The sequence below is a fragment of the Pseudomonas grimontii genome, from assembly GCF_007858185.1.
Lineage (GTDB): Bacteria > Pseudomonadota > Gammaproteobacteria > Pseudomonadales > Pseudomonadaceae > Aquipseudomonas > Aquipseudomonas grimontii.
On the sequence record NZ_VFES01000001.1, the window covers coordinates 664,739 to 687,448 of the forward strand.

Consider the following 22,710-nt stretch of genomic DNA (forward strand, 5'->3'; position numbering starts at 1 on the left):
TTGGAATGCGGAGAAATTAGATGAGTGCGCTTTACATGATTGTCGGCACCCTGGTTGCTCTGGGTGTGCTGGTTACCTTCCACGAGTTCGGCCACTTCTGGGTGGCACGTCGTTGCGGTGTCAAGGTACTGCGCTTTTCCGTCGGCTTCGGCATGCCGCTGGTTCGCTGGCACGACCGACGTGGCACCGAGTTCGTGATCGCGGCCATCCCGTTGGGTGGCTACGTCAAGATGCTCGATGAGCGTGAAGGCGAAGTGCCTGCTGATCAGTTGGACCAATCCTTCAACCGCAAGACCGTTCGTCAGCGTATTGCCATTGTTGCCGCCGGTCCGATTGCCAACTTCCTGTTGGCAATGCTGTTCTTCTGGGTCTTGGCCATGCTCGGCAGCGAGCAGGTGCGTCCTGTGATCGGCGCGGTCGAGGCGGACAGTATCGCGGCCAAGGCAGGTCTGGTCGCAGGGCAGGAAATTGTTTCCATTGATGGCGAGCCGACTACGGGTTGGGGCGCGGTCAATTTGCAACTGGTGCGTCGTTTGGGTGAAAGCGGCACCGTCAACGTCGTGGTGCGTGAGCAGGATTCCAGTGCCGAAACCCCGCGCGCGCTGGCTTTGGACCATTGGCTCAAAGGCGCTGATGAGCCTGATCCGATCAAGTCCCTGGGCATCCGGCCATGGCGTCCTGCGCTGCCGCCAGTGCTTGCTGAGTTGGATCCGAAAGGTCCGGCCCAGGCCGCAGGTCTGAAAACCGGCGATCGCTTGCTGGCCCTCGATGGCCAGGTGCTGGGTGAATGGCAGCAGGTGGTCGATCTGGTGCGCGTCCGCCCTGATACCAGAATTGTGCTGAAAATTGAGCGTGACGGCGCTCAAATTGATGTCCCCGTGACCCTGGCGGTACGTGGGGAAGCCAGGGCGGCCGGGGGTTACCTGGGGGCTGGTGTGAAGAGTCCGGACTGGCCGCCCTCGATGGTGCGCGAGGTCAGTTTCGGGCCGCTGGCGGCAATTGGCGAGGGTGCAAAACGCACCTGGACCATGAGTGTGCTGACCCTCGAATCCCTCAAGAAAATGTTGTTCGGCGAGCTCTCGGTAAAAAACTTGAGTGGACCGATAACCATTGCTAAAGTGGCGGGCGCTTCTGCCCAGTCGGGTGTCGCGGATTTCCTGAATTTCCTGGCTTATCTGAGTATTAGCCTGGGTGTTCTGAATTTGCTGCCCATTCCAGTATTGGATGGGGGGCATCTGTTGTTTTATCTGGTCGAGTGGGTGCGTGGTCGCCCCTTGTCGGATCGGGTGCAGGGTTGGGGGATACAGATCGGTATCAGTTTGGTGGTTGGGGTGATGTTATTAGCCTTGGTCAACGATCTGGGTCGACTGTAACGCTTCGCTGAATTGCGAATCTGCCGCATTTTGCGGCAGTTTGTTTATTGCCAGTTGGAATAAGAAAGGACTTCATGAAACGTCTGCTGCTAACTGCGGTTCTCACCGTATTGATGATCGCCGAAGTTCACGCCGAGTCCTTCACCATCTCCGATATTCGCGTCAACGGCCTCCAGCGGGTTTCCGCGGGTAGCGTCTTTGGTGCCTTGCCGTTGAACGTCGGGGAACAGGCTGATGACCGTCGCCTGGTGGAATCCACTCGTGCGCTGTTCAAAACCGGGTTCTTTCAAGACATCCAACTGGGTCGCGAAGGTAACGTCCTGGTTATCACCGTCGTCGAGCGACCCTCCGTCGCCAGTATCGAGATCGAAGGCAACAAGGCGATCTCCACTGAAGACCTGATGAAAGGCCTGAAGCAATCTGGCCTGGCCGAGGGCGAGATCTTCCAGCGCGCCACTCTTGAAGGTGTGCGTAACGAACTGCAACGCCAGTATGTTGCCCAGGGCCGCTACTCCGCGACCGTGGAAACGGAAGTGGTGCCACAGCCTCGTAACCGTGTCGGCCTCAAGGTCAACATCAACGAAGGTACCGTGGCGGCCATTCAGCACATCAACGTGGTGGGTAACACCAAGTTCGCTGATGACGACCTGATCGACCTGTTCGAGCTCAAGACCACCAACTGGTTGTCGTTCTTCAAGAACGATGACAAGTACGCCCGCGAAAAACTCTCCGGTGACCTGGAGCGCCTGCGTTCCTACTACCTGGACCGTGGTTATATCAACATGGATATCGCTTCGACCCAGGTGTCCATCACTCCGGACAAGAAACACGTCTACATCACTGTCAACGTCAACGAAGGCGAGAAGTACAAGGTTCGTGACGTGAAGCTCAGCGGCGACTTGAAAGTGCCTGAAGACCAGGTCAAGGCCCTGTTGCTGGTGCAGAAAGACCAGGTGTTCTCGCGCAAGCTGATGACCACTACCTCCGAACTGATCACCCGTCGCCTGGGTAACGAAGGCTATACCTTCGCCAACGTCAACGGCGTGCCTACCCCGCACGATGAAGACCACACCGTGGACATCACCTTTGTCGTCGACCCAGGCAAGCGTGCCTATGTGAACCGTATCAATTTCCGTGGCAACACCAAGTCTGCGGACGAAGTGCTGCGCCGTGAAATGCGCCAGATGGAAGGTGGCTGGGCGTCGACTTACCTGATCGACCAGTCCAAGACCCGTCTTGAGCGCCTGGGCTTCTTCAAAGAGGTGAACGTCGAAACCCCAGCCGTACCGGGTGTGGATGACCAGGTTGACGTGAACTACGCCGTGGAAGAACAAGCGTCGGGTTCCATCACCGCCAGTGTCGGCTTCGCACAGAGCGCCGGTCTGATCCTCGGTGGTTCCATCACCCAGAACAACTTCCTGGGTACCGGTAACAAGGTGTCCATCGGCCTGACCCGAAGCGAATACCAGAGCCGTTATAACTTCGGTTATGTCGACCCCTACTGGACTGCAGACGGTGTAAGCCTGGGCTACAACGCCTTCTACCGCACCACCGACTACAAAGACCTCGACGTTGACGTAGCAAGCTATGCAATCGACAGCCTGGGCGTAGGCGCCAACATCGGTTACCCGATCAGCGAGACCTCGCGCCTGACCTTCGGCCTGACTGCGCAACAGGATGAGATCAAGACCGGTGTGTACACCGTGGACGAGATCTTCGACTTCACTCGCAAGGAAGGCGACAAGTTCCTGAACTTCAAGGCGTCCGCCGGCTGGTCCGAGTCGACCCTGAACAAAGGTGTGCTTGCCACCCGTGGTCACTCCCAGAGCCTGACTCTGGAAGCAACGACTCCGGGCAGCGACCTGTCGTTCTTCAAGCTCGATTACCGTGGTCAGTTGTTCCAGCCGTTGAGCGATAACTACACCATGCGCCTGCATACTGAGTTGGGCTATGGCGACGGTTATGGTTCCACCAATGGGCTGCCGTTCTACGAGAACTACTATGCGGGTGGCTTCAACTCCGTGCGTGGCTTCAAGGACAGCACCTTGGGTCCACGTGGTACACCGAGCCGTGGTGTAGGCGTGACTGGTAACACCGGTACTGTCCTCGACTCGGACAACAAGCCGCTGCCATTCGGTGGCAACGTATTGATCCAGGGTGGTGCGGAAATCCTGTTCCCGCTGCCGTTTGTCAAAGATCAGCGTTCCCTGCGTACTTCGGTCTTCTGGGATGTGGGTAATGTGTTCGACTCCAAGTGCGAACAGGTCACCAACCCGAGTGGTGTGAAGTCCAACACCCAGTGTAATGATGTTAGCCTGACCAACCTGGCGAGCTCCGTTGGTGTCGGTGTGACGTGGGTGACTGCGCTTGGCCCGTTGAGCTTCGCTCTGGCCATGCCGATCAAGAAACCGGATAACGCTGAAACCCAGATTTTCCAATTCTCCCTCGGCCAGACGTTCTAAGCGTCTGACCCAAGATAACGACAACGGATTCTGTAGGAGTACATCGTGCGTAAGTTGACTCAATTGGTTCTGCTGGCCACCGTGCTGGTAACCACCCCGGCCTTCGCCGAGATGAAAATCGCCGTCCTGAACTATCAGATGGCCCTGCTGGAATCCGACGCGGCCAAGAAATACGCCGTGGATGCCGAGAAAAAATTCGGTCCGCAACTGACCAAGCTCAAGACGTTGGAAAGCAGCGCCAAGGGTATCCAGGACCGCCTGGTAGCGGGTGGCGACAAAATGCAGCAAGGCGAGCGCGAGCGTCTGGAGCTTGAATTCAAGCAAAAGGCCCGTGACTACCAGTTCCAATCCAAGGAGCTGAACGAAGCCAAGGCTGTTGCCGACCGCGAAATGCTCAAGCAGCTCAAGCCTAAACTCGACAGCGCTGTGGAAGAAGTCATCAAGAAAGGTGCCTTTGACCTGGTGTTCGAGCGTGGCGCAGTGATCGACGTCAAGCCTCAATACGACATCACCCGTCAGGTGATCGAGCGCATGAACCAGCTGAAGTAAGCCATGACCGCGACTATCAAGCTCGGCGAGTTGGCCGAGTTCCTGGGAGCCACCTTGCGTGGCTCCCCGGAGAAGGAAATCACTGGGCTAGCCACCTTGCAGGAGGCTGGCCCAGCTCAGTTGAGCTTCCTCGCAAACCCCCAATATCGTAAATACCTGGTCGACTGCCAGGCCGCAGCCGTGTTGCTGAAGGCCGCTGACGCCGAGGGTTACGCCGGGGATGCCCTGGTAGTGGCTGACCCCTACCTGTCGTACGCAAAGGCGTCGCATCTGTTCGACCCGAAGCCCAAGGCGGCGAGTGGTGTTCATCCGTCTGCGGTTATCGCCGATGATGCCCAGGTTGATCCTGCGGCCAGCATCGGTGCGTTTGCGGTGATCGAGAGCGGCGCACGCATCGCGGCCGGTGTAACGGTCGGCGCGCATTGCTTTATCGGCGCTCGCTGTGTAATCGGCGCCGACGGTTGGTTGGCGCCTCGCGTGACCCTGTACCACGATGTGCGTATTGGTGAGCGTGTGGTCATTCAATCGGGTGCGGTAATCGGTGGTGAAGGCTTCGGTTTTGCCAACTCCAAGGGTGTCTGGCACAAGATTGCCCAGGTCGGCGGCGTATTGATCGGCGACGACGTGGAAATCGGTGTGAATACAGCGGTCGATCGCGGGGCCTTGGCCGATACCGTGATCGGTAACGGCGTGAAGCTCGACAACCAGATCCAGATCGCCCACAACGTGCAGATTGGCGATCACACCGCCATGGCCGCGTGTGTAGGCATTTCCGGCAGCACCAGGATCGGCAAGCATTGCATGCTCGCCGGTGGCGTAGGGCTGGTGGGGCATATCGATATTTGCGACAACGTTTTCATCACCGGCATGACCATGGTCACCCACTCGATTACCGAGCCGGGGGCCTACTCATCTGGTACCGCCATGCAGCCCGCAGCTGAATGGCGCAAGAGTGCAGCACGTTTGAGGCAGCTCGACGACATGGCTCGACGTCTCAAACAGCTGGAAAAGCGTGTTGGGGACGTGACCCCTGGCGGTAATGCTTCATCAGAAGGCTGATACCATTTCCATATCAAGTGTGCACAGCCGCTAGACTGCCTCCTTGATTTGCTAGCGGGGCGTGCGTTTAGTCGCCCGCCCCCAATCTTTATTACAGGCTTCCCCCCGAAATGATGGACATCAACGAGATTCGCGAATACCTGCCTCACCGTTACCCGTTCCTGCTGGTGGACCGTGTAGTGGACCTCAATGTTGAGGAAAAGCGCATTCGTGCCTACAAGAATGTCAGCATCAACGAACCATTCTTCAACGGCCACTTCCCCGCGCATCCCATCATGCCGGGCGTATTGATCATCGAAGCAATGGCCCAGGCTGCCGGTATCCTTGGTTTCAAAATGCTCGACCTCAAGCCTGCCGACGGCACGCTTTACTATTTCGTGGGCTCCGACAAGTTGCGCTTTCGCAACCCGGTTACTCCGGGTGACCAGTTGATCCTGGAAGCCAAGTTCATCAGCTGCAAGCGCCAGATCTGGAAGTTCGAATGCCAGGCCTCGGTAGACGGCAAGCCGGTGTGCTCTGCCGAGATCATCTGCGCGGAACGCAAACTATGAGTTTGATTGACCCTCGCGCAATCATCGATCCGTCGGCCGTACTGGCCGCCGACGTTGAGGTCGGCCCTTGGTCGATCATCGGCGCAGGTGTGGAAATCGGCGAGGGGACTGTCATCGGGCCGCACGTGATCCTCAAAGGTCCGACCCGCATTGGCAAACACAACCGCATTTACCAGTTTTCCTCGGTAGGCGAAGACACCCCGGACATGAAGTACAAGGGTGAAGAAACACGCTTGGTAATCGGTGATCACAACATCATCCGTGAAGGCGTGACCATTCACCGTGGCACCGTGCAGGATCGTGCCGAGACCACGCTGGGTGATCACAACCTGGTCATGGCCTATGCCCATATCGGCCATGACAGCGTGATCGGCAACCACTGCATCCTGGTCAACAACACGGCGTTGGCCGGTCACGTGCATGTTGATGATTGGGCGATCCTGTCCGGCTTCACCCTGGTGCATCAGTACTGCCATATCGGCGCCCACAGCTTTTCCGGCATGGGCACCGCCATCGGCAAGGACGTTCCGGCGTTCGTCACGGTGTTCGGCAACCCGGCCGAAGCCCGCAGCATGAACTTCGAAGGCATGCGCCGTCGTGGGTTCAGCGAAGAGGCGATCCACGCCCTGCGCCGCGCCTACAAGGTGGTCTATCGTCAGGGGCTGACGGTCGACCAGGCGTTGATCCAACTGTCCGAGCCGGCAGCGTTGTTCCCGGAAGTCGCGGTGTTCCGTGACTCGATCCAGGCGTCGACCCGCGGCATCACCCGCTGATCATGGCTACTCTGCGTATCGCGCTGGTGGCCGGAGAAGCTTCCGGCGACATTTTGGGCGCAGGTCTTATGCGGGCGCTCAAGGCCCAGCACCCTGCGGTGGAATTTATCGGCGTCGGTGGCCCGCTGATGCAGGCCGAAGGCCTCACGTCGTACTTTCCCATGGAGCGTCTGTCGGTCATGGGACTGGTCGAAGTGCTGGGTCGCCTGCGTGAGCTGTTGGCTCGTCGCAAGCTGCTGATCCAGACGCTGATCGAAGAAAAGCCCGATGTTTTTATCGGAATCGATGCGCCGGACTTTACCCTCAATATCGAACTCAAGTTGCGTCAGGCCGGCATCAAGACCGTGCACTACGTCAGCCCCTCTGTGTGGGCGTGGCGGCAGAAGCGTGTGCTGAAGATCCGCGAAGGCTGCGACCTGATGTTGACCCTGTTGCCGTTTGAGGCCAGGTTCTACGAGGAGAAGGGCGTGCCGGTACGGTTTGTCGGGCATACCCTGGCTGACACCATTCCTTTGCAGGCTGACCGTGCAGCCGCGCGTGCCGAACTGGGTTTGCCCGACGGCCCGCTCGTCGCGCTGATGCCGGGCAGTCGAGGCGGTGAAGTTGGCCGTCTTGCCAACGTGTTTTTCGATGCTGCCGAGCGCCTGCAAGCCTTGAAGCCTGGAGTGCGTTTCGTGTTGCCCTGCGCCAGCCCGCAACGGCGTGCACAAATCGAGACACTGCTGGTCGGTCGCAATCTGCCCTTGACCCTGCTCGACGGTCGGTCGCACCTGGCCCTGGCGGCCTGTGATGCGGTGCTGATCGCTTCGGGTACCGCGACCTTGGAGGCCCTGCTGTACAAGCGCCCGATGGTCGTGGCCTATCGCTTGGCGCCGCTGACTTTCTGGATTCTCAAGCGCATGGTCAAAAGCCCTTACATCTCCTTGCCCAACTTGCTGGCCCAGCGCCTGTTGGTTCCGGAGTTGTTGCAGGACGATGCAACGCCCGAAGCCCTCGCGCAAACCCTACTACCCTTGATCGACGGCGGCGAAGAACAGACTCGTGGTTTTGACGACATCCACCGCACCTTGCGCCGTGATGCATCGAACCAGGCAGCCGATGCCGTACTGACCTTGATCGGCCAAAAACAGGAAGCTTTATGAGCACGCAAATAGGCCTGGATTTCAGCCTGGTTGCCCAAGCCCACGAACTGGTGGCCGGCGTTGACGAAGTAGGGCGTGGCCCGCTGTGTGGCGCGGTGGTGACGGCGGCCGTGATCCTCGATCCAAACCGTCCGATCCTGGGGCTCAACGACTCGAAAAAACTCACCGAGGCGCGCCGTGAAAAACTCTACGACGAAATCTGTGAAAAGGCCCTGAGCTGGCATATCGCCCGGGCTGAAGTCGAAGAAATCGACGAGTTGAACATTCTGCACGCCACGATGCTGGCCATGCAGCGTGCCGTTGAAGGCCTGCACATCACGCCAAAACTGGCGATGATCGACGGCAACCGTTGCCCTAAGCTGGCGATGCCGGCTGAAGCGGTGGTCAAGGGCGATAGCAAGGTTCCAGCCATTGCCGCCGCTTCGATCCTGGCCAAGGTCAGCCGAGACCGTGAAATGGCTGCCTTCGAATTGATTTACCCCGGCTACGGTATCGGGGGCCACAAAGGCTATCCGACGCCCGTTCATCTGGAAGCCCTGGCCCGTCTTGGTCCAACGCCGATCCACCGGCGCTCGTTTGCCCCGGTGCGCCAGGCTTATGAGCTACGCGAGAACCTCAGCGAGGTTTAGTCGCAAGGCTGATGTTTTTGCCAAGGCCCGGTACAATCCCGGGCCTTGTTGTTTCTAAGTTTCTGGACAGGATCACTATGCCGGCTTCATTCGTTCACCTGCGCCTGCACACTGAATACTCCCTGGTCGACGGCCTGGTACGGATCAAACCACTGGTCAAAACCCTGGTGGGCATGAACATGCCTGCGGTCGCGGTTACCGATCAGAACAACATGTGTTCCCTGGTCAAGTTCTACAAGAACGCCATGGGCGCCGGCATCAAGCCGATCTGCGGCGCCGACCTGTGGCTGTCCAACAAAGACCCGGATAACCCCCTGAGCCGCATCAGCCTGCTGGCGATGAATGGCGTGGGTTATCGCAACCTCACCGAATTGATTTCCCGTGGCTTTATCGACGGTCAGCGCAACGGCTCGATCATCATCGAGCGCGAATGGGTCGCCGAGGCCAGCGAAGGCCTGATCATGCTGTCGGCCGCCAAGGAGGGCGAGATCGGTATCGCGCTGCTGGGCGGCAATCCCCATGAAGCCGAAGTACTGGCGAGTGAGTGGATGCAGGTATTCCCCGACCGCTTTTACCTGGAAGTCCAGCGTACCAACCGCCCCAACGATGAAGAGCATCTGCACGCCGCCGTAGCCCTGGCCGACAAGCTGGGCGCGCCGTTGGTGGCGACCAACGATGTGCGCTTTATCAAGAAGGAAGATTTCGAGGCCCACGAAACCCGCGTGTGCATCGGTGAGGGCCGGGCGCTGGATGACCCGCGCCGCTCCAAGAACTACAGCGAAGAGCAGTACCTCAAGAGCGCGGAGGAGATGGCCGAGCTGTTCAGCGACCTGCCCGAGGCCCTGGAAAACTCCGTCGAGATTGCCAAGCGCTGCAATATCGAAGTGAAGCTGGGCAAACACTTTTTGCCCAATTTCCCGATTCCCGATGGCATGACCATCGACGAGTATTTCCGCAAGGTTTCATTTGATGGCTTGGAGGAGCGTCTCTCCGTCCTGCTGCCCAAGGACACCACCGAAGATTACGAGGCCAAGCGCCAGGTCTATGTCGACCGGCTGAATTTCGAGCTGGATATCATCATCCAGATGGGGTTCCCCGGTTACTTCCTGATCGTGATGGACTTTATCCAGTGGGCCAAGAGCAACGGCGTCCCGGTAGGCCCGGGCCGGGGCTCGGGTGCTGGCTCGCTGGTCGCCTATGTACAGAAAATCACCGACCTTGACCCACTGGAATACGACCTGCTGTTCGAGCGGTTCCTGAACCCGGAACGGGTCTCCATGCCCGACTTCGACGTCGACTTCTGCATGGACGGCCGGGACCGCGTGATCGAATACGTGGCCGAGAAATACGGTCGCAACGCCGTGAGCCAGATCATTACCTTCGGTTCCATGGCGGCCAAGGCGGTAATCCGTGACGTGGCGCGGGTGCAGGGCAAGTCCTACGGCCTGGCGGACCGCCTGTCGAAGATGATCCCGTTCGAAGTCGGGATGACCCTGGAAAAAGCCTACGAGCAGGAAGAGATCCTGCGCGACTTCATCAAAATCGACGAAGAAGCCGCCGAAATCTGGGACATGGCGCGCAAGCTCGAAGGCGTGGTGCGTAACGTCGGTAAACACGCCGGTGGTGTAGTAATCGCGCCAACCAAGCTGACTGACTTTTCGCCTATCTATTGCGATGAAGAGGGCGGCGGCCTGGTCACCCAGTTCGACAAGGACGATGTGGAGGCGGCCGGCCTGGTGAAGTTCGACTTCCTCGGCCTTCGGACTCTGACGATCATCGACTGGGCGCTCAAGACCATCAACCGAGACCGCGCCAAGGTCAACGAAGAGCCGCTGGATATCGCGTTCATCCCGCTGGATGACAAACCGACTTACCAATTGCTGCAAAAAGCTGAAACGACTGCAGTGTTCCAGCTTGAATCGCGGGGCATGAAGGAGCTGATCAAAAAGCTCAAGCCCGACTGCCTGGAAGACTTGATCGCACTGGTGGCCCTGTTCCGTCCGGGCCCGCTGCAATCGGGCATGGTGGATGACTTCATCAACCGTAAGCACGGCCGCGCCGAGTTGGCGTACCCGCACTCCGATTACCAGTATGAAGGCCTCAAGCCGGTATTGGCTCCGACCTACGGCATCATCCTGTACCAGGAACAGGTGATGCAGATCGCCCAGGTAATGGCCGGCTACACCCTCGGTGGTGCGGACATGCTGCGTCGTGCCATGGGTAAGAAAAAACCCGAGGAAATGGCCAAGCAACGCGGCGGTTTCATTGAGGGTTGCGCCACCAACAATATCGACGCCGACCTCGCCGGTAACATTTTCGACCTGGTGGAAAAATTCGCCGGTTATGGCTTCAACAAATCCCACTCCGCCGCCTACGGGCTGGTGTCGTACCAGACCGCCTGGCTGAAAGCCCACTACCCGGCGCCGTTCATGGCTGCGGTACTTTCGGCGGATATGCACAACACCGACAAGGTCGTGACCTTGATCGAGGAAGTGCGCACCATGAAGCTGCGCCTCGACGCACCGGACGTGAACGCCTCGGAGTTCAAGTTCACGGTGAATGACGAGGGTCGCATCATCTATGGCCTGGGCGCGATCAAAGGCGTGGGCGAAGGGCCGGTGGAAGCCATCACCGAAGCGCGCCAGGACGGGCCGTTCAAGGATTTGTTCGACTTCTGCGCACGTGTTGACCTCAAGCGCATCAACAAACGTACCCTCGATGGTCTTATCCGCAGCGGCGCGCTCGACCGTCTTGGGCCGTATTTCCATGATGAGCCGAAGGCTTACCAGGCGAATATCGATCGCAACCGCGCGGTGTTGCTCACCGCCATGGAAGAAGCGATCAAGGCCGCCGAACAGACCGCCCGGACCCACGACAGCGGCCACGCCGACCTGTTTGGCGGGTTGTTCGTCGAAGACGATGCGGATGTGTACGCCAACCACCGCAAGGCCAAGGACCTGACCCTCAAGGAGCGCCTCAAGGGTGAAAAAGACACCTTGGGCCTGTACCTCACCGGTCACCCGATTGACGAATATGAAGGTGAAATCCGCCGTTTCGCCCGTCAGCGCATCATCGACCTGAAACCGGCGCGGGATACCCAGACCGTCGCCGGCATGATCATCGCCCTGCGAGTGATGAAAAACAAAAAGGGCGACAAGATGGGCTTCATCACCCTCGACGACCGCTCGGGCCGGATCGAAGCGTCGCTGTTTGCCGACGCCTTTCACTCTGCGCAGTCGCTGCTGCAGACCGACGCCATGGTGGTGGTGGAAGGGGAGGTCAGCAACGATGACTTCTCCGGCGGCTTGCGTCTGCGGATCAAGCGAGTGATGAGCATGGAAGATGCGCGCACCAACCTGGCCGAAAGTCTGCGCTTGAAGGTCAAGACCGAAGCCCTCAAGGGCGATCAGCTACGCTGGTTGGGTGACTTGCTCAAGCGCCACCGCGGCGCGTGCCCGGTGACCATGGAATACACCGGCAGCGACGCCAAGGCCATGCTGCAGTTCGGCGAGACCTGGCGAATTGATCCGGCTGACGGCTTGATTCAAGCATTGCGTGACCAGTTCGGTCGTGACAACGTCTTCCTCCAATACCGTTGACGATCAGGTGATGGCAAATCGCCTGATCTCGACCAAACATTTAATCTCGACCTAGACGCGCCTCTCCCTTAAGGTAGGGCGCGAATAGACAACCGGCTGGCCAGGCAACCCTTGGCCGTCGACCCAAGACGGACGCTTATGAACCCGAATTTTCTTGATTTCGAACAGCCGATCGCTGACCTGCAAGCCAAGATCGAAGAACTGCGCCTGGTCGGCAATGACAATTCGCTGAATATCGGCGATGAGATCGCTCGCCTGCAAGACAAGAGCAGCACGCTCACCGAAGACATCTTCGGCAAGTTGACCAGCTGGCAGATCGCGCGCCTGGCTCGTCACCCGCGTCGTCCTTACACCCTGGACTACATTCAGCACATTTTCACCGAGTTCGACGAACTGCACGGTGACCGCCACTTCTCCGACGACGCGGCTATCGTGGGTGGTATCGCTCGCCTGGACGATCAGCCGGTCATGGTCATCGGTCACCAGAAAGGCCGTGAAGTGCGCGAGAAAGTACGCCGTAACTTCGGCATGCCGCGCCCAGAAGGCTACCGCAAGGCCTGCCGTCTGATGGAAATGGCCGAGCGCTTCAAGATGCCGATCCTGACCTTTATCGACACCCCGGGCGCTTACCCAGGTATCGACGCCGAAGAGCGCAACCAGAGCGAAGCCATTGCCTGGAACCTGCGCGTCATGTCTCGCCTGAAAACCCCGATCATTGCCACCGTGATCGGTGAGGGTGGTTCCGGCGGCGCACTGGCGATCGGTGTCTGTGACCAGTTGAACATGCTGCAATATTCGACCTACGCGGTGATTTCACCCGAAGGTTGCGCCTCGATCCTGTGGAAAACCGCAGAAAAAGCGCCGGACGCTGCCGAAGCCATGGGCATCACTGCCGATCGCCTCAAGGGCCTGGGTATCGTGGACAAAGTGATCGCCGAGCCATTGGGCGGCGCCCACCGCGACCCGGCTGCCGCCGCCGCTACTATCCGTGCCGAGTTGGGTTCGCAGCTGGCGATGCTCAAGAAACTGGATAACGAAGCGCTGCTGGCCCGTCGTTACGAGCGCCTGATGAGCTACGGTCTCTAAGGCCGCAGCGGTACTAATGTGGGAGGGGGCTTGCCCCCGATTGCTGAGTGTCAGTCACTGTATTCACTGGCTGATGCTCCGCTATCGGGGGCAAGCCCCCTCTCACATTAGCTTTGTGTATGCTTGGCTTGGGTATTCCAGATTTGCGGCGGTAACCTGTGATGAAACCGACTTTATCCGCCAAACTCCTGCACGCCCTAGCCCCCTGGCGCAACGCCCCGGCCTGGCATATCGCATTCTCCGGCGGTCTTGACTCCACCGTACTGCTGCACCTCCTCGCCTCCCTGGCCAAAACCGAAAATTTCCCGCCGCTCAACGCTGTCCATGTCCACCATGGCCTGCAAGCCGCCGCCGACACCTGGCCGAGCCATTGCCAGTCCATTTGCGACAGGCTGGGCGTGCCCCTGCGCGTAATGCGTGTGCATGTGCAGCCCGGCGCCAGCCTTGAGCGTGCAGCGCGTGATGCGCGTTACCGGGCGTTTACCGAGATGATCGGGGCAGGGGGGGTGTTGCTCACAGGCCAGCATCGCGACGATCAGGCTGAAACCCTGCTGTTTCGCCTGTTGCGCGGGGCCGGCGTGCGGGGGGCGGCGGCAATGCCTGTGCACCGTCCATTGGCGGGTGGCCATTTGGTGCGGCCGTTGCTGGATGTCTCGCGTGCCGAGTTGGAAGCCTATGCCGCTGATCATCAACTCAAGTGGATTGAAGATCCTTCCAATGCCGATCCACGCTTCTCCCGTAATTACCTGCGTCACTGCGTGATCCCGACGCTGACGGCGCGTTGGCCCCAAGCCGTCTCCAGCCTGGCCCGCACTGCCGACCATCTTGGTGAGGCGCAAGCTTTGCTGGGTGAGTTAGCCTGCATGGACCTGCAAGTCGCCGATCAACCTTCACGGTTTCCTTGGCTGGTTTTGCCTTCATTGGCTCTCGACCCACTGCGCGAACTTTCCGATGCGCGTCAGCGCAACGTCCTGCGCCATTGGCTGGCGCCGCTGACCCGTTTACCCGACAGCGACCACTGGGCTGGCTGGTATTCCCTACGCGATGCCAAGGGCGACGCACAGCCCTTATGGCGTCTGGCCGATGGGGAATTGCACCGTTGTGGCGAACGCATCTGGTGGTTGCCTCGCGCCTGGTCGGAATTTTCCCACGCGTCGGTGAGCTGGCCTAGCCCGCAAAACCCACTAGAGTTACCCGGCAATGGCCTGCTGGAAATTATCGGCAAGGTGCCCGAAGGCCCGCTGGAGGTTGGTTATCGCCAGGGCGGCGAAATGCTTGAAGTACCAGGCCGAGGCCGGCGTGACTTGAAGCGCCTGCTTAATGAACATGGAGTGCCGGGCTTCGTCCGTGGCAGATTGCCGCTGCTGTATCGGGGCGAGCAATTGCTCGGCGTGCCCAACCTCACTGGACTCTGGGCCGCACCGAATGAAGGCTGGCAATTACATTGGATGCCACAGAGCTGCGATCAAGGTTTGAGCTGATAGAGCCTTTCCGGTAGACTACGCTCCCTTCTTGATACAACTTCTGTGGATTCGCCTGAATCGCAGCAGTTGCCGATTACCAAGCAGTCTTTGCTGGGCGATTCCAAAAAATGTGTAGCGATCAACGTACCGGCGTTTCATTGCTGGTCTGTCACAACGCGGCGGTTTTTTTGAAAGGTGCACTGTGATTAATGCAGGTGATCGGGGGCTTCGGCCTCTCTTCGCTTTCCCCGGCGGCTCGGACCGCTTTAACGCAGACTTCTAGGGTTTTTCATGACGCGCTACATATTCGTCACGGGCGGTGTTGTTTCTTCATTGGGGAAAGGCATTGCCTCCGCTTCATTGGCGGCCATCCTGGAGGCGCGGGGGCTTAAAGTCACCATGCTCAAGCTGGACCCGTACATCAACGTCGACCCGGGCACCATGAGCCCGTTCCAGCACGGTGAAGTGTTCGTCACACACGACGGCGCCGAGACCGACCTGGACCTGGGCCACTACGAGCGGTTCATCCGCACGACCATGACCCAGAACAACAACTTCACCACTGGCCGTGTCTACGAGCACGTGCTGCGCAAAGAGCGCCGTGGTGACTACCTGGGTGCAACCATCCAGGTGATCCCGCACATCACCGACGAAATCAAGCGCCGCATCATCAAGGGTGCAGGCGATGCCGACGTGGCGATGGTCGAGATCGGTGGCACCGTGGGTGACATCGAATCCCAACCGTTCCTCGAAGCCATCCGCCAGTTGCGTTTCGAAGTCGGCGCCAAGCGCGCGATGCTGATGCACCTCACCTTGGTGCCGTACATCGCCACCGCTGGCGAAACCAAAACCAAGCCTACCCAGCACTCGGTCAAGGAACTGCGTTCCATCGGCCTGCAGCCGGACGTGCTGGTGTGCCGCTCCGATCACCCGATCGATATTTCCTCGCGTCGCAAGATCGCGCAGTTCACCAACGTTGAAGAACGTGCGGTGATCGCCCTGGAAGACGCCGACACCATCTACAAGATCCCGGGCATCCTGCATTCGCAAGGCCTGGATGATTTTGTGGTCGAGCGTTTCGGCCTGCAATGCAACGGCGCGGACCTGTCCGAGTGGGAAGCCGTGGTTGACGCCAAGCTCAACCCTGAGCACGAAGTCACCATCGCCATGGTCGGCAAGTACATGGAACTGCTGGATGCGTACAAGTCGCTGATCGAGGCGATGAGCCACGCGGGCATCAGCAACCGTACCAAGGTCAACCTGCGCTACATCGATTCCGAAGACATCGAGAACCAGGGCACCGCGCTGCTCGAAGGTGTCGATGCGATCCTCGTTCCAGGCGGTTTCGGCCTGCGTGGCGTGGAAGGCAAGATCACTGCCGTGCAGTATGCTCGCGAGAACAAGGTGCCGTACCTGGGCATCTGCCTGGGCATGCAAGTGGCCGTTATTGAATTCGCCCGTAACGTGATGGGCTGGAAAGACGCCAACTCCACCGAGTTCGACAGCAAGAGCGGCCACCCGGTCGTGGGCTTGATCACCGAGTGGGAAGACGCCACCGGCGCCGTCGAAACCCGTACCGAAAGCTCCGACCTGGGCGGCACCATGCGCCTTGGCGCGCAAGACTGCCTGCTGGAGCCGGGTTCCCTGGTTCACGATTGCTACGGCAAGGACGTGATCGTCGAGCGTCACCGTCACCGCTACGAAGTGAACAATAACCTGCTGCCGCAAATCAAAGAGGCTGGCCTGAAGATCTCCGGTCGCTCGGGTGATGGCGCGCTGGTTGAAGTGGTCGAGGCCCCGGATCATCCGTGGTTCGTCGCTTGCCAGTTCCACCCTGAGTTCACCTCGACACCGCGCGACGGTCATCCACTGTTCAGCGGTTTCGTCAAAGCCGCACTGACGCAACATCAGAAGAAGGCGTAAACCTGATGGCCCAGAAGATCATTCGCGTAGGCGACATCGAGATTGCCAACGACAAGCCCATGGTGTTGTTCGGCGGCATGAACGTGCTCGAAAGCCGTGACATGGCGATGCAGGTCTGTGAAGAGTACGTAAAGGTTACCGAGAAACTGGGTATCCCTTACGTGTTCAAGGCCAGCTTCGACAAGGCCAACCGTTCGTCCGTGACCTCCTATCGCGGCCCGGGCCTTGAAGAAGGCATGCGGATCTTCCAGGACATCAAGCAAGCCTTCGGCGTGCCGATCATCACCGACGTCCACGAGCCTGAACAGGCTGCCGTGGTCGCCGAGGTGTGCGACATCATCCAGTTGCCGGCCTTCCTGTCGCGCCAGACCGACCTGGTCGTTGCGATGGCCAAGACCGGTGCGGTGATCAATATCAAGAAAGCCCAGTTCCTTGCACCTCAGGAAATGAAACACATCCTGAACAAGTGCGTGGAAGCGGGTAACGACCAGTTGATCCTCTGCGAGCGTGGTTCTAGCTTCGGCTACAACAACCTCGTGGTGGACATGCTCGGTTTCGGCATCATGAAACAGTTCGAATACCCGGTGTTCTTCGACGTGACCCACGCGCTGCAAATGCCTGGTGGTCGCGCCGACTCTGCCGGTGGGCGCCGTGCCCAGGTACTGGACCTGGCCAAGGCCGGCATCAGCCAGTCCCTGGCAGGCCTGTTCCTGGAAGCCCACCCGGACCCGGATAACGCCAAATGCGACGGTCCATGCGCCCTGCGCCTGGACAAGTTGGAACCATTCCTGGCCCAACTCAAGCAGTTGGACGAACTGGTCAAGAGTTTTCCGACAGTAGAGACCGCGTAACTGCCATTTCTCCGGTAAAGTATCCCACGCTAAATGCTCAGGCCCTCGGGCCTGAGCCTTGTCGCCTGCAAGCCTGCCCCGTTGTTCCACCCTTGCGGTCGGTCAAAAGATTTCCTTCAGCTGCGTCGTTTTCGTCAACTTTGGAGTGTTTACAACAATGGCAAAAATCGTCGACATCAAAGGTCGTGAAGTTCTCGACTCCCGTGGCAACCCCACCGTCGAAGCCGACGTGCTTCTCGATAACGGCATCATCGGCAGCGCCTGCGCGCCGTCCGGTGCTTCCACAGGTTCGCGCGAAGCGCTGGAACTGCGTGATGGCGACAAGAGCCGTTACCTGGGCAAGGGTGTCCTCAAGGCTGTAGCCAACATCAATGGCCCGATCCGTGACCTGCTGCTGGGCAAAGACCCGCTGGACCAGAAAGCCCTGGACCACGCGATGATCAAGCTCGACGGCACTGAAAACAAAGGCAGCCTCGGCGCCAACGCCATCCTCGCCGTGTCCCTGGCTGCTGCCAAGGCCGCCGCCCAGGACCAGGACCTGCCACTGTACGCCCACATTGCCAACCTGAACGGTACCCCGGGTGTCTACTCGATGCCGGTTCCGATGATGAACATCATCAACGGTGGCGAGCATGCCGATAACAACGTCGACATCCAGGAATTCATGGTGCAGCCGGTCGGCGCCAAGACCTTCTCCGAAGGCCTGCGCATGGGCACCGAGATTTTCCATCACCTCAAAGCCGTGCTGAAGGCCCGTGGGCTGAGTACTGCCGTGGGTGACGAAGGTGGTTTCGCGCCGAACCTGGCGTCCAACGAAGATGCACTGAAAGTGATCTCCGAAGCCGTGGCTAACGCTGGCTACACACTGGGCACCGACGTGACCCTGGCCCTGGACTGCGCCGCCAGCGAGTTCTACGAAGATGGCAAATACAACCTGTCCGGCGAAGGCCAGGTGTTCAACTCCGAAGGTTTTGCCGACTACCTCAAGGGCCTGACCCAGCGCTACCCGATCATCTCGATCGAAGACGGCCTGGACGAGTCCGACTGGGATGGCTGGAAGATCCTCACCGACAAGATCGGCGAAAAAGTCCAACTGGTAGGTGACGACTTGTTTGTGACCAACACCAAGATCCTGAAAGAAGGCATCGACAAAAAGATCGCCAACTCGATCCTGATCAAGTTCAATCAGATCGGCACCCTGACCGAAACCCTGGAAGCCATCCAGATGGCCAAGGCTGCGGGCTACACCGCAGTGATCTCCCACCGCTCCGGCGAAACCGAAGATTCGACCATCGCCGACCTGGCCGTGGGCACTTCGGCGGGCCAGATCAAGACCGGCTCCCTGTGCCGTTCTGACCGTGTGTCCAAATACAACCAATTGCTGCGTATCGAAGAGCAACTGGCCGGCAAAGCCAAGTACAACGGTCGCGGCGAGTTTCGCGGCTGATCGCTACTTGATGGTAAGGCATGGTAAAAAGTCGGCGGATTGCGTCGGAAAATTCACGATAGTGAACATTTCGACGCTAATCTGATGGCTATCAAGCACAAGCCTGGTTCTTCCAGGCTTCGTGCTATCAGTTGCTGTAAAAGTTTTGCATGGCGTCTTTTTTCACTGGATACCCGATATTCGATGCGCAGTCCCAATTGGTTGTTCCTCGTCTTGCTCTTGTTGCTGGCTGGCCTGCAGTACCGCCTATGGGTGGGTAATGGCAGCTTTGCGCAAGTAAAAGACCTGACCCAGCAAATTGCCGACCAGCACGCCGAGAACGAACGCTTGCTGGAACGCAACCGCGTCCTCGATGCCGAAGTGCTTGAGCTGAAAAAAGGTACCGAGACCGTTGAAGAGCGGGCCCGTCATGAGTTGGGCATGGTCAAGGAGGGCGAAACCCTCTACCAGTTGGCCCAATGAACCATTGTTTGCCGGCCTTCTGGGCCGTGATACCTGCCGCGGGCGTCGGTGCCCGTATGGCCGCGGACCGTCCCAAGCAATACTTGCAGTTGGGTGGGCGCACTATTCTGGAACACAGCCTTGGCTGTTTTCTCGATCATCCCAACCTCAAGGGGTTGGTGGTCAGTCTTGCTGCTGATGACCCGTATTGGCCAAGCCTGGCATGTGCCGCTGACCCGCGTATCGTGCGTGCGGACGGTGGTTCGGAGCGTTCTGGCTCGGTGCTCAATGCGTTGCTGCAACTCAATGCCCTGGGCGCCAGCGATGACGATTGGGTGCTGGTCCACGATGCGGCGCGGCCGAATCTGAGTCGCGATGATCTGGATAAGTTGCTCACCGAACTGGCGGACGACCCGGTCGGCGGTCTGCTGGCCGTGCCGGCCCGCGACACCCTCAAGCGTGTCGACAAGCATGGTCGTGTGGTCGAGACCGTCGACCGCAGTCTGATCTGGCAGGCCTATACGCCGCAGATGTTCCGCCTGGGTGCGCTGCATCGCGCCTTGGCCGACAGTCTGGTGGCCGATGCGGTGATCACCGATGAAGCCTCGGCCATGGAGTGGTCAGGACAGGCGCCGCGTTTGATCGAAGGACGGTCGGACAATATCAAGGTGACCCGGCCCGAAGATTTGGAGTGGTTGCGGTTGCGCTGGGCGAATCGCCGGTAATCAGCAAACCGCTATCGGGGGCAAGCCCCCTCCCACATTTTGATCTGTGAACACATTCAAAGGTGGGAGGGGGCTTGCCCCCGATGGCGGCCTCTGGGCCGACCTTTTTTTTGGATCAGACCGAGTACATATCCGTTGCTGCGGTAACGGCGACTTAGGGTTCCGCTCTTACAGCGGGTCACTTTTTGAAGAGCGCAAAAAGTAACCCAAAACGCTTCGCCCCACCACTCGGCACCTCGCCCAGGCTCGGTGTGCCCGTAATCCGACAGTGATTTGGGAGGCCGCCGCCACGCGCCATCCATGGCGCGGGGCGGCTAAACCGGCATCCCTGCCGGTTTGCCCCCCAAATCACTATCGAATTCCGGCCAGCGTGGTTTAACGGGGCGCCTGAGATCAAGATCTAAAGCAAGATCAAGGGCGGCTCGCTTCGCATCGTGGTTAGCGTTGGCTGCTACAACGTTGTGTAGATACCCATGCCCCGATGAGGCCCGCCTAGACACCCAATACTCAACTGCTGTACTCCGGCCGCTCGGCCAACCCCTCTTTCAAGAAATCCACCAACTTCCTGACCTTCGGCGACAAGTGCCGTTGTTGCGGATACAGCCCCCACACCGCCGTATTCGGTGGCTGATGCGCCTCCAGCAGCGACACCAGCGCGCCGCTGTGCAGATGCTCCAGTACGTAATAGTCTGGCAGTTGGCACAATCCCACCCCTTGCAACGCCGCATCCAGCACCGCTTGCCCACTGTTGCAGCGCCAGTTGCCTTGCACTCGCTGGGAAAATTCCCTCCCGTCCTGAGCCAGTTGCCAAATGTCCGAGCTGCCGATCAGGCAATTATGCCGACTCAATTCCGACAAACTATGTGGCCGACCATACCGGGCCAGGTAGGACGGCGACGCGCACAGGTACATGCGCCGAGGCGCGAGGCGGCTGGCGACCATGCGCGAATCCTGCAATCGCCCCAGGCGAATCGCCAGGTCGAGTCCTTCGTGCACCAGATCCAATTGACGGTTGCTCAGTTCGATGTCCACCCGCAATTGCGGGTACAGGCCCATGAACCGCGTCACCAGTGGCACGATAAACCGCTCGCCATAGGCCACCGCGCAGGTCATGCGCAACATGCCTTTCGGTTCGCTGGTGAGGTCACCCACGGCGCGCAGGGCTTCTTCGCGGCCGTCCTGTAGGCGCTGGCAATGTTGCAGAAAGGTCTGACCCGCTTCAGTCAGCGTCACCTTACGGGTACTGCGATACAGCAACCGCGTTTGCAGGCGCTCTTCCAGGCGCGCCACCTGGCGGCTGATGTGGGACGAAGACACACCCAGCCGCTCGGCAGCCGCGGTAAATTGGCTGCATTCGGCCACGGCAACGAATTCGTCGATACCTTCCCAGCGGTTCTCCAACATTGTGATTGTCCCTATACAGCAATAATGTTTTGCTTTTGGCCGGATTATTAATCAAAGAGGCATGTTTTACACTGTTGTTCTCAATTTTCAGCCCTGGAGAAACCCGGATGATCAAGTCACGCGCAGCTGTCGCCTTTGAAGCTAAAAAACCACTGGAGATCGTCGAAGTGGATGTGGCCATGCCCAAGGCGGGCGAAGTCCTGCTGCGCGTGGTGGCCTCCGGCGTTTGCCACACCGACGCCTACACCCTGTCCGGCGCTGACCCGGAAGGTATCTTCCCGTCCATCCTTGGCCATGAAGGCGGTGCGGTGGTCGAAGCCATCGGCGAGGGCGTGACTTCGGTGGCGGTAGGCGACCATGTGATCCCGCTGTACACCCCTGAATGCGGCAAGTGCAAATTCTGCCTGTCGGGCAAGACCAACCTGTGCCAGGCCATTCGTTCCACCCAGGGCAAAGGCCTGATGCCAGATGGCACCACGCGTTTTTCCTACAAGGGCCAGCCGATTTTCCACTACATGGGTACTTCGACCTTCTCCGAGTACACCGTGCTGCCGGAAATTTCCGTCGCCAAGATTCCAAAAGAGGCGCCGCTGGAGAAGGTCTGCCTGCTCGGCTGTGGCGTCACCACCGGCATCGGTGCGGTGATCAACACCGCCAAGGTCAAGCCGGGCGACACCGTGGCCATCTTCGGTCTCGGTGGTATCGGCCTGTCGGCCGTGATCGGTGCGGTCAAGGCCAAGGCCGGCCGTATCATTGCGATTGACATCAACCCGGCCAAGTTCGAGATCGCCAAGCAACTGGGCGCCACCGACTGCATCAACCCGAAAGACTACGACCGCCCGATCCAGGACGTAATTGTCGATTTGACCGACGGCGGCGTGGACTTTTCCTTCGAGTGCATCGGCAACGTGCAACTGATGCGTGCCGCGCTTGAGTGCTGCCACAAAGGTTGGGGCGAGTCGGTGATCATCGGCGTTGCCGGTGCCGGCCAGGAAATCTCCACGCGTCCCTTCCAACTGGTGACCGGCCGCGTCTGGCGTGGCTCGGCGTTCGGTGGCGTACGCGGCCGTACTGAGTTGCCAAGCTATGTGGAAATGGCCCAGGCCGGCGAGATCCCGCTGGACACGTTCATCACCCATACCATGGGCCTGGAGGACATCAACAAAGCGTTTGACCTGATGCATGAAGGCAAGAGCATTCGTACCGTCATTCACTTTTGAAGCAGCGGCAAGC

18 protein-coding genes are annotated in these 22,710 nt (G+C 59.2%); 17 read left to right on the plus strand and 1 reads right to left on the minus strand.

Features of this window, described 5'->3' with window-relative positions; translation table 11 throughout:
• Positions 1-20 precede the first annotated feature (20 nt).
• The 16 genes from rseP (at position 21) to ispD (ending at position 20,073) form a co-directional block, all read left to right on the plus strand.
• The gene (gene rseP / locus FIV39_RS03185; protein WP_090408506.1) at positions 21-1,373 is read left to right on the plus strand and encodes a sigma E protease regulator RseP; all 1,353 of its coding nucleotides are present in this window, start codon (positions 21-23) and stop codon (positions 1,371-1,373) included.
• A gap of 74 nt (positions 1,374-1,447) precedes the next feature.
• Positions 1,448-3,835 (plus strand): outer membrane protein assembly factor BamA, encoded by a 2,388-nt coding sequence (bamA, locus tag FIV39_RS03190; protein ID WP_090408503.1) that lies wholly within the window; start codon positions 1,448-1,450, stop codon positions 3,833-3,835.
• Positions 3,836-3,880: 45 nt separating this feature from the next.
• A complete protein-coding gene (locus tag FIV39_RS03195) occupies positions 3,881-4,384 on the plus strand; it encodes an OmpH family outer membrane protein (protein WP_003172279.1) in 504 nt (167 codons plus the stop codon).
• A 3-nt stretch (positions 4,385-4,387) separates the two neighbouring features.
• Positions 4,388-5,443, plus strand: a complete 1,056-nt coding sequence (lpxD, locus tag FIV39_RS03200) for a UDP-3-O-(3-hydroxymyristoyl)glucosamine N-acyltransferase (RefSeq protein WP_090408500.1) — start codon at positions 4,388-4,390, stop codon at positions 5,441-5,443.
• A 110-nt stretch (positions 5,444-5,553) separates the two neighbouring features.
• Entirely contained in the window at positions 5,554-5,994 is a 441-nt protein-coding gene (gene fabZ, locus FIV39_RS03205) for a 3-hydroxyacyl-ACP dehydratase FabZ (protein WP_003172281.1), read from the plus strand.
• Complete coding sequence (lpxA, locus tag FIV39_RS03210) at positions 5,991-6,767, plus strand: acyl-ACP--UDP-N-acetylglucosamine O-acyltransferase (RefSeq protein WP_090408497.1); 777 nt, start codon at positions 5,991-5,993, stop codon at positions 6,765-6,767. Before fabZ ends, lpxA begins: the two co-directional genes overlap by 4 nt.
• Positions 6,768-6,769: 2 nt before the next feature.
• Complete coding sequence (gene lpxB / locus FIV39_RS03215) at positions 6,770-7,909, plus strand: lipid-A-disaccharide synthase (protein WP_090408492.1); 1,140 nt, start codon at positions 6,770-6,772, stop codon at positions 7,907-7,909.
• On the plus strand, positions 7,906-8,538 hold the full coding sequence (rnhB, locus tag FIV39_RS03220) for a ribonuclease HII (protein WP_065938777.1): 633 nt from the start codon (positions 7,906-7,908) through the stop codon (positions 8,536-8,538). The genes lpxB and rnhB overlap by 4 nt, the downstream gene beginning before the upstream one ends.
• A 77-nt stretch (positions 8,539-8,615) precedes the next feature.
• On the plus strand, positions 8,616-12,137 hold the full coding sequence (gene dnaE, locus FIV39_RS03225; protein WP_090408486.1) for a DNA polymerase III subunit alpha: 3,522 nt from the start codon (positions 8,616-8,618) through the stop codon (positions 12,135-12,137).
• 138 nt (positions 12,138-12,275) lie between these two features.
• Positions 12,276-13,223, plus strand: a complete 948-nt coding sequence (locus FIV39_RS03230; protein WP_003172288.1) for an acetyl-CoA carboxylase carboxyltransferase subunit alpha — start codon at positions 12,276-12,278, stop codon at positions 13,221-13,223.
• Positions 13,224-13,384: 161 nt separating this feature from the next.
• Complete coding sequence (tilS, locus tag FIV39_RS03235; RefSeq protein WP_090408483.1) at positions 13,385-14,704, plus strand: tRNA lysidine(34) synthetase TilS; 1,320 nt, start codon at positions 13,385-13,387, stop codon at positions 14,702-14,704.
• 273 nt (positions 14,705-14,977) lie between these two features.
• A complete protein-coding gene (locus FIV39_RS03240; RefSeq protein ID WP_053137224.1) occupies positions 14,978-16,609 on the plus strand; it encodes a CTP synthase in 1,632 nt (543 codons plus the stop codon).
• Positions 16,610-16,614: 5 nt separating this feature from the next.
• Complete coding sequence (gene kdsA, locus FIV39_RS03245) at positions 16,615-17,460, plus strand: 3-deoxy-8-phosphooctulonate synthase (RefSeq protein ID WP_010212442.1); 846 nt, start codon at positions 16,615-16,617, stop codon at positions 17,458-17,460.
• 157 nt (positions 17,461-17,617) lie between these two features.
• Positions 17,618-18,907: a phosphopyruvate hydratase gene (eno, locus tag FIV39_RS03250; RefSeq protein WP_027604464.1), complete on the plus strand. Its 1,290-nt coding sequence runs from the start codon at positions 17,618-17,620 to the stop codon at positions 18,905-18,907.
• A gap of 183 nt (positions 18,908-19,090) precedes the next feature.
• Positions 19,091-19,369 carry a cell division protein FtsB gene (gene ftsB / locus FIV39_RS03255; RefSeq protein ID WP_003172294.1) on the plus strand — a complete coding sequence of 93 codons (279 nt, stop codon included), beginning with the start codon at positions 19,091-19,093 and terminating at the stop codon, positions 19,367-19,369.
• On the plus strand, positions 19,366-20,073 hold the full coding sequence (gene ispD / locus FIV39_RS03260; protein WP_090408481.1) for a 2-C-methyl-D-erythritol 4-phosphate cytidylyltransferase: 708 nt from the start codon (positions 19,366-19,368) through the stop codon (positions 20,071-20,073). The genes ftsB and ispD overlap by 4 nt, the downstream gene beginning before the upstream one ends.
• A 507-nt stretch (positions 20,074-20,580) precedes the next feature.
• Here the strand turns inward: ispD and FIV39_RS03270 are convergent.
• Positions 20,581-21,477 carry a LysR substrate-binding domain-containing protein gene (locus FIV39_RS03270; protein ID WP_090408478.1) on the minus strand — a complete coding sequence of 299 codons (897 nt, stop codon included), beginning with the start codon at positions 21,475-21,477 and terminating at the stop codon, positions 20,581-20,583.
• Between the two features lie 107 nt (positions 21,478-21,584).
• Between FIV39_RS03270 and FIV39_RS03275 the strand changes: the two genes are divergently transcribed.
• Positions 21,585-22,697, plus strand: a complete 1,113-nt coding sequence (locus tag FIV39_RS03275) for an S-(hydroxymethyl)glutathione dehydrogenase/class III alcohol dehydrogenase (RefSeq protein WP_090408476.1) — start codon at positions 21,585-21,587, stop codon at positions 22,695-22,697.
• The last annotated feature ends 13 nt before the right edge of the window (positions 22,698-22,710 follow it).

Excerpts from the sequence above, each read along its gene's own strand:
- lpxB (WP_090408492.1), top strand. The coding sequence starts at position 6,770 with ATGGCTACTCTGCGTATCGCGCTGGTGGCCGGAGAAGCTTCCGGCGAC.
- ispD (WP_090408481.1), top strand. The coding sequence starts at position 19,366 with ATGAACCATTGTTTGCCGGCCTTCTGGGCCGTGATACCTGCCGCGGGC.
- lpxA (WP_090408497.1), top strand. The coding sequence starts at position 5,991 with ATGAGTTTGATTGACCCTCGCGCAATCATCGATCCGTCGGCCGTACTG.
- FIV39_RS03240 (WP_053137224.1), top strand. The coding sequence starts at position 14,978 with ATGACGCGCTACATATTCGTCACGGGCGGTGTTGTTTCTTCATTGGGG.
- FIV39_RS03275 (WP_090408476.1), top strand. The coding sequence starts at position 21,585 with ATGATCAAGTCACGCGCAGCTGTCGCCTTTGAAGCTAAAAAACCACTG.
- FIV39_RS03230 (WP_003172288.1), top strand. The coding sequence starts at position 12,276 with ATGAACCCGAATTTTCTTGATTTCGAACAGCCGATCGCTGACCTGCAA.
- ftsB (WP_003172294.1), top strand. The coding sequence starts at position 19,091 with ATGCGCAGTCCCAATTGGTTGTTCCTCGTCTTGCTCTTGTTGCTGGCT.
- eno (WP_027604464.1), top strand. The coding sequence starts at position 17,618 with ATGGCAAAAATCGTCGACATCAAAGGTCGTGAAGTTCTCGACTCCCGT.
- dnaE (WP_090408486.1), top strand. The coding sequence starts at position 8,616 with ATGCCGGCTTCATTCGTTCACCTGCGCCTGCACACTGAATACTCCCTG.
- rseP (WP_090408506.1), top strand. The coding sequence starts at position 21 with ATGAGTGCGCTTTACATGATTGTCGGCACCCTGGTTGCTCTGGGTGTG.
- kdsA (WP_010212442.1), top strand. The coding sequence starts at position 16,615 with ATGGCCCAGAAGATCATTCGCGTAGGCGACATCGAGATTGCCAACGAC.
- bamA (WP_090408503.1), top strand. The coding sequence starts at position 1,448 with ATGAAACGTCTGCTGCTAACTGCGGTTCTCACCGTATTGATGATCGCC.
- tilS (WP_090408483.1), top strand. The coding sequence starts at position 13,385 with ATGAAACCGACTTTATCCGCCAAACTCCTGCACGCCCTAGCCCCCTGG.
- rnhB (WP_065938777.1), top strand. The coding sequence starts at position 7,906 with ATGAGCACGCAAATAGGCCTGGATTTCAGCCTGGTTGCCCAAGCCCAC.
- lpxD (WP_090408500.1), top strand. The coding sequence starts at position 4,388 with ATGACCGCGACTATCAAGCTCGGCGAGTTGGCCGAGTTCCTGGGAGCC.
- fabZ (WP_003172281.1), top strand. The coding sequence starts at position 5,554 with ATGATGGACATCAACGAGATTCGCGAATACCTGCCTCACCGTTACCCG.
- FIV39_RS03270 (WP_090408478.1), bottom strand. The coding sequence starts at position 21,477 with ATGTTGGAGAACCGCTGGGAAGGTATCGACGAATTCGTTGCCGTGGCC.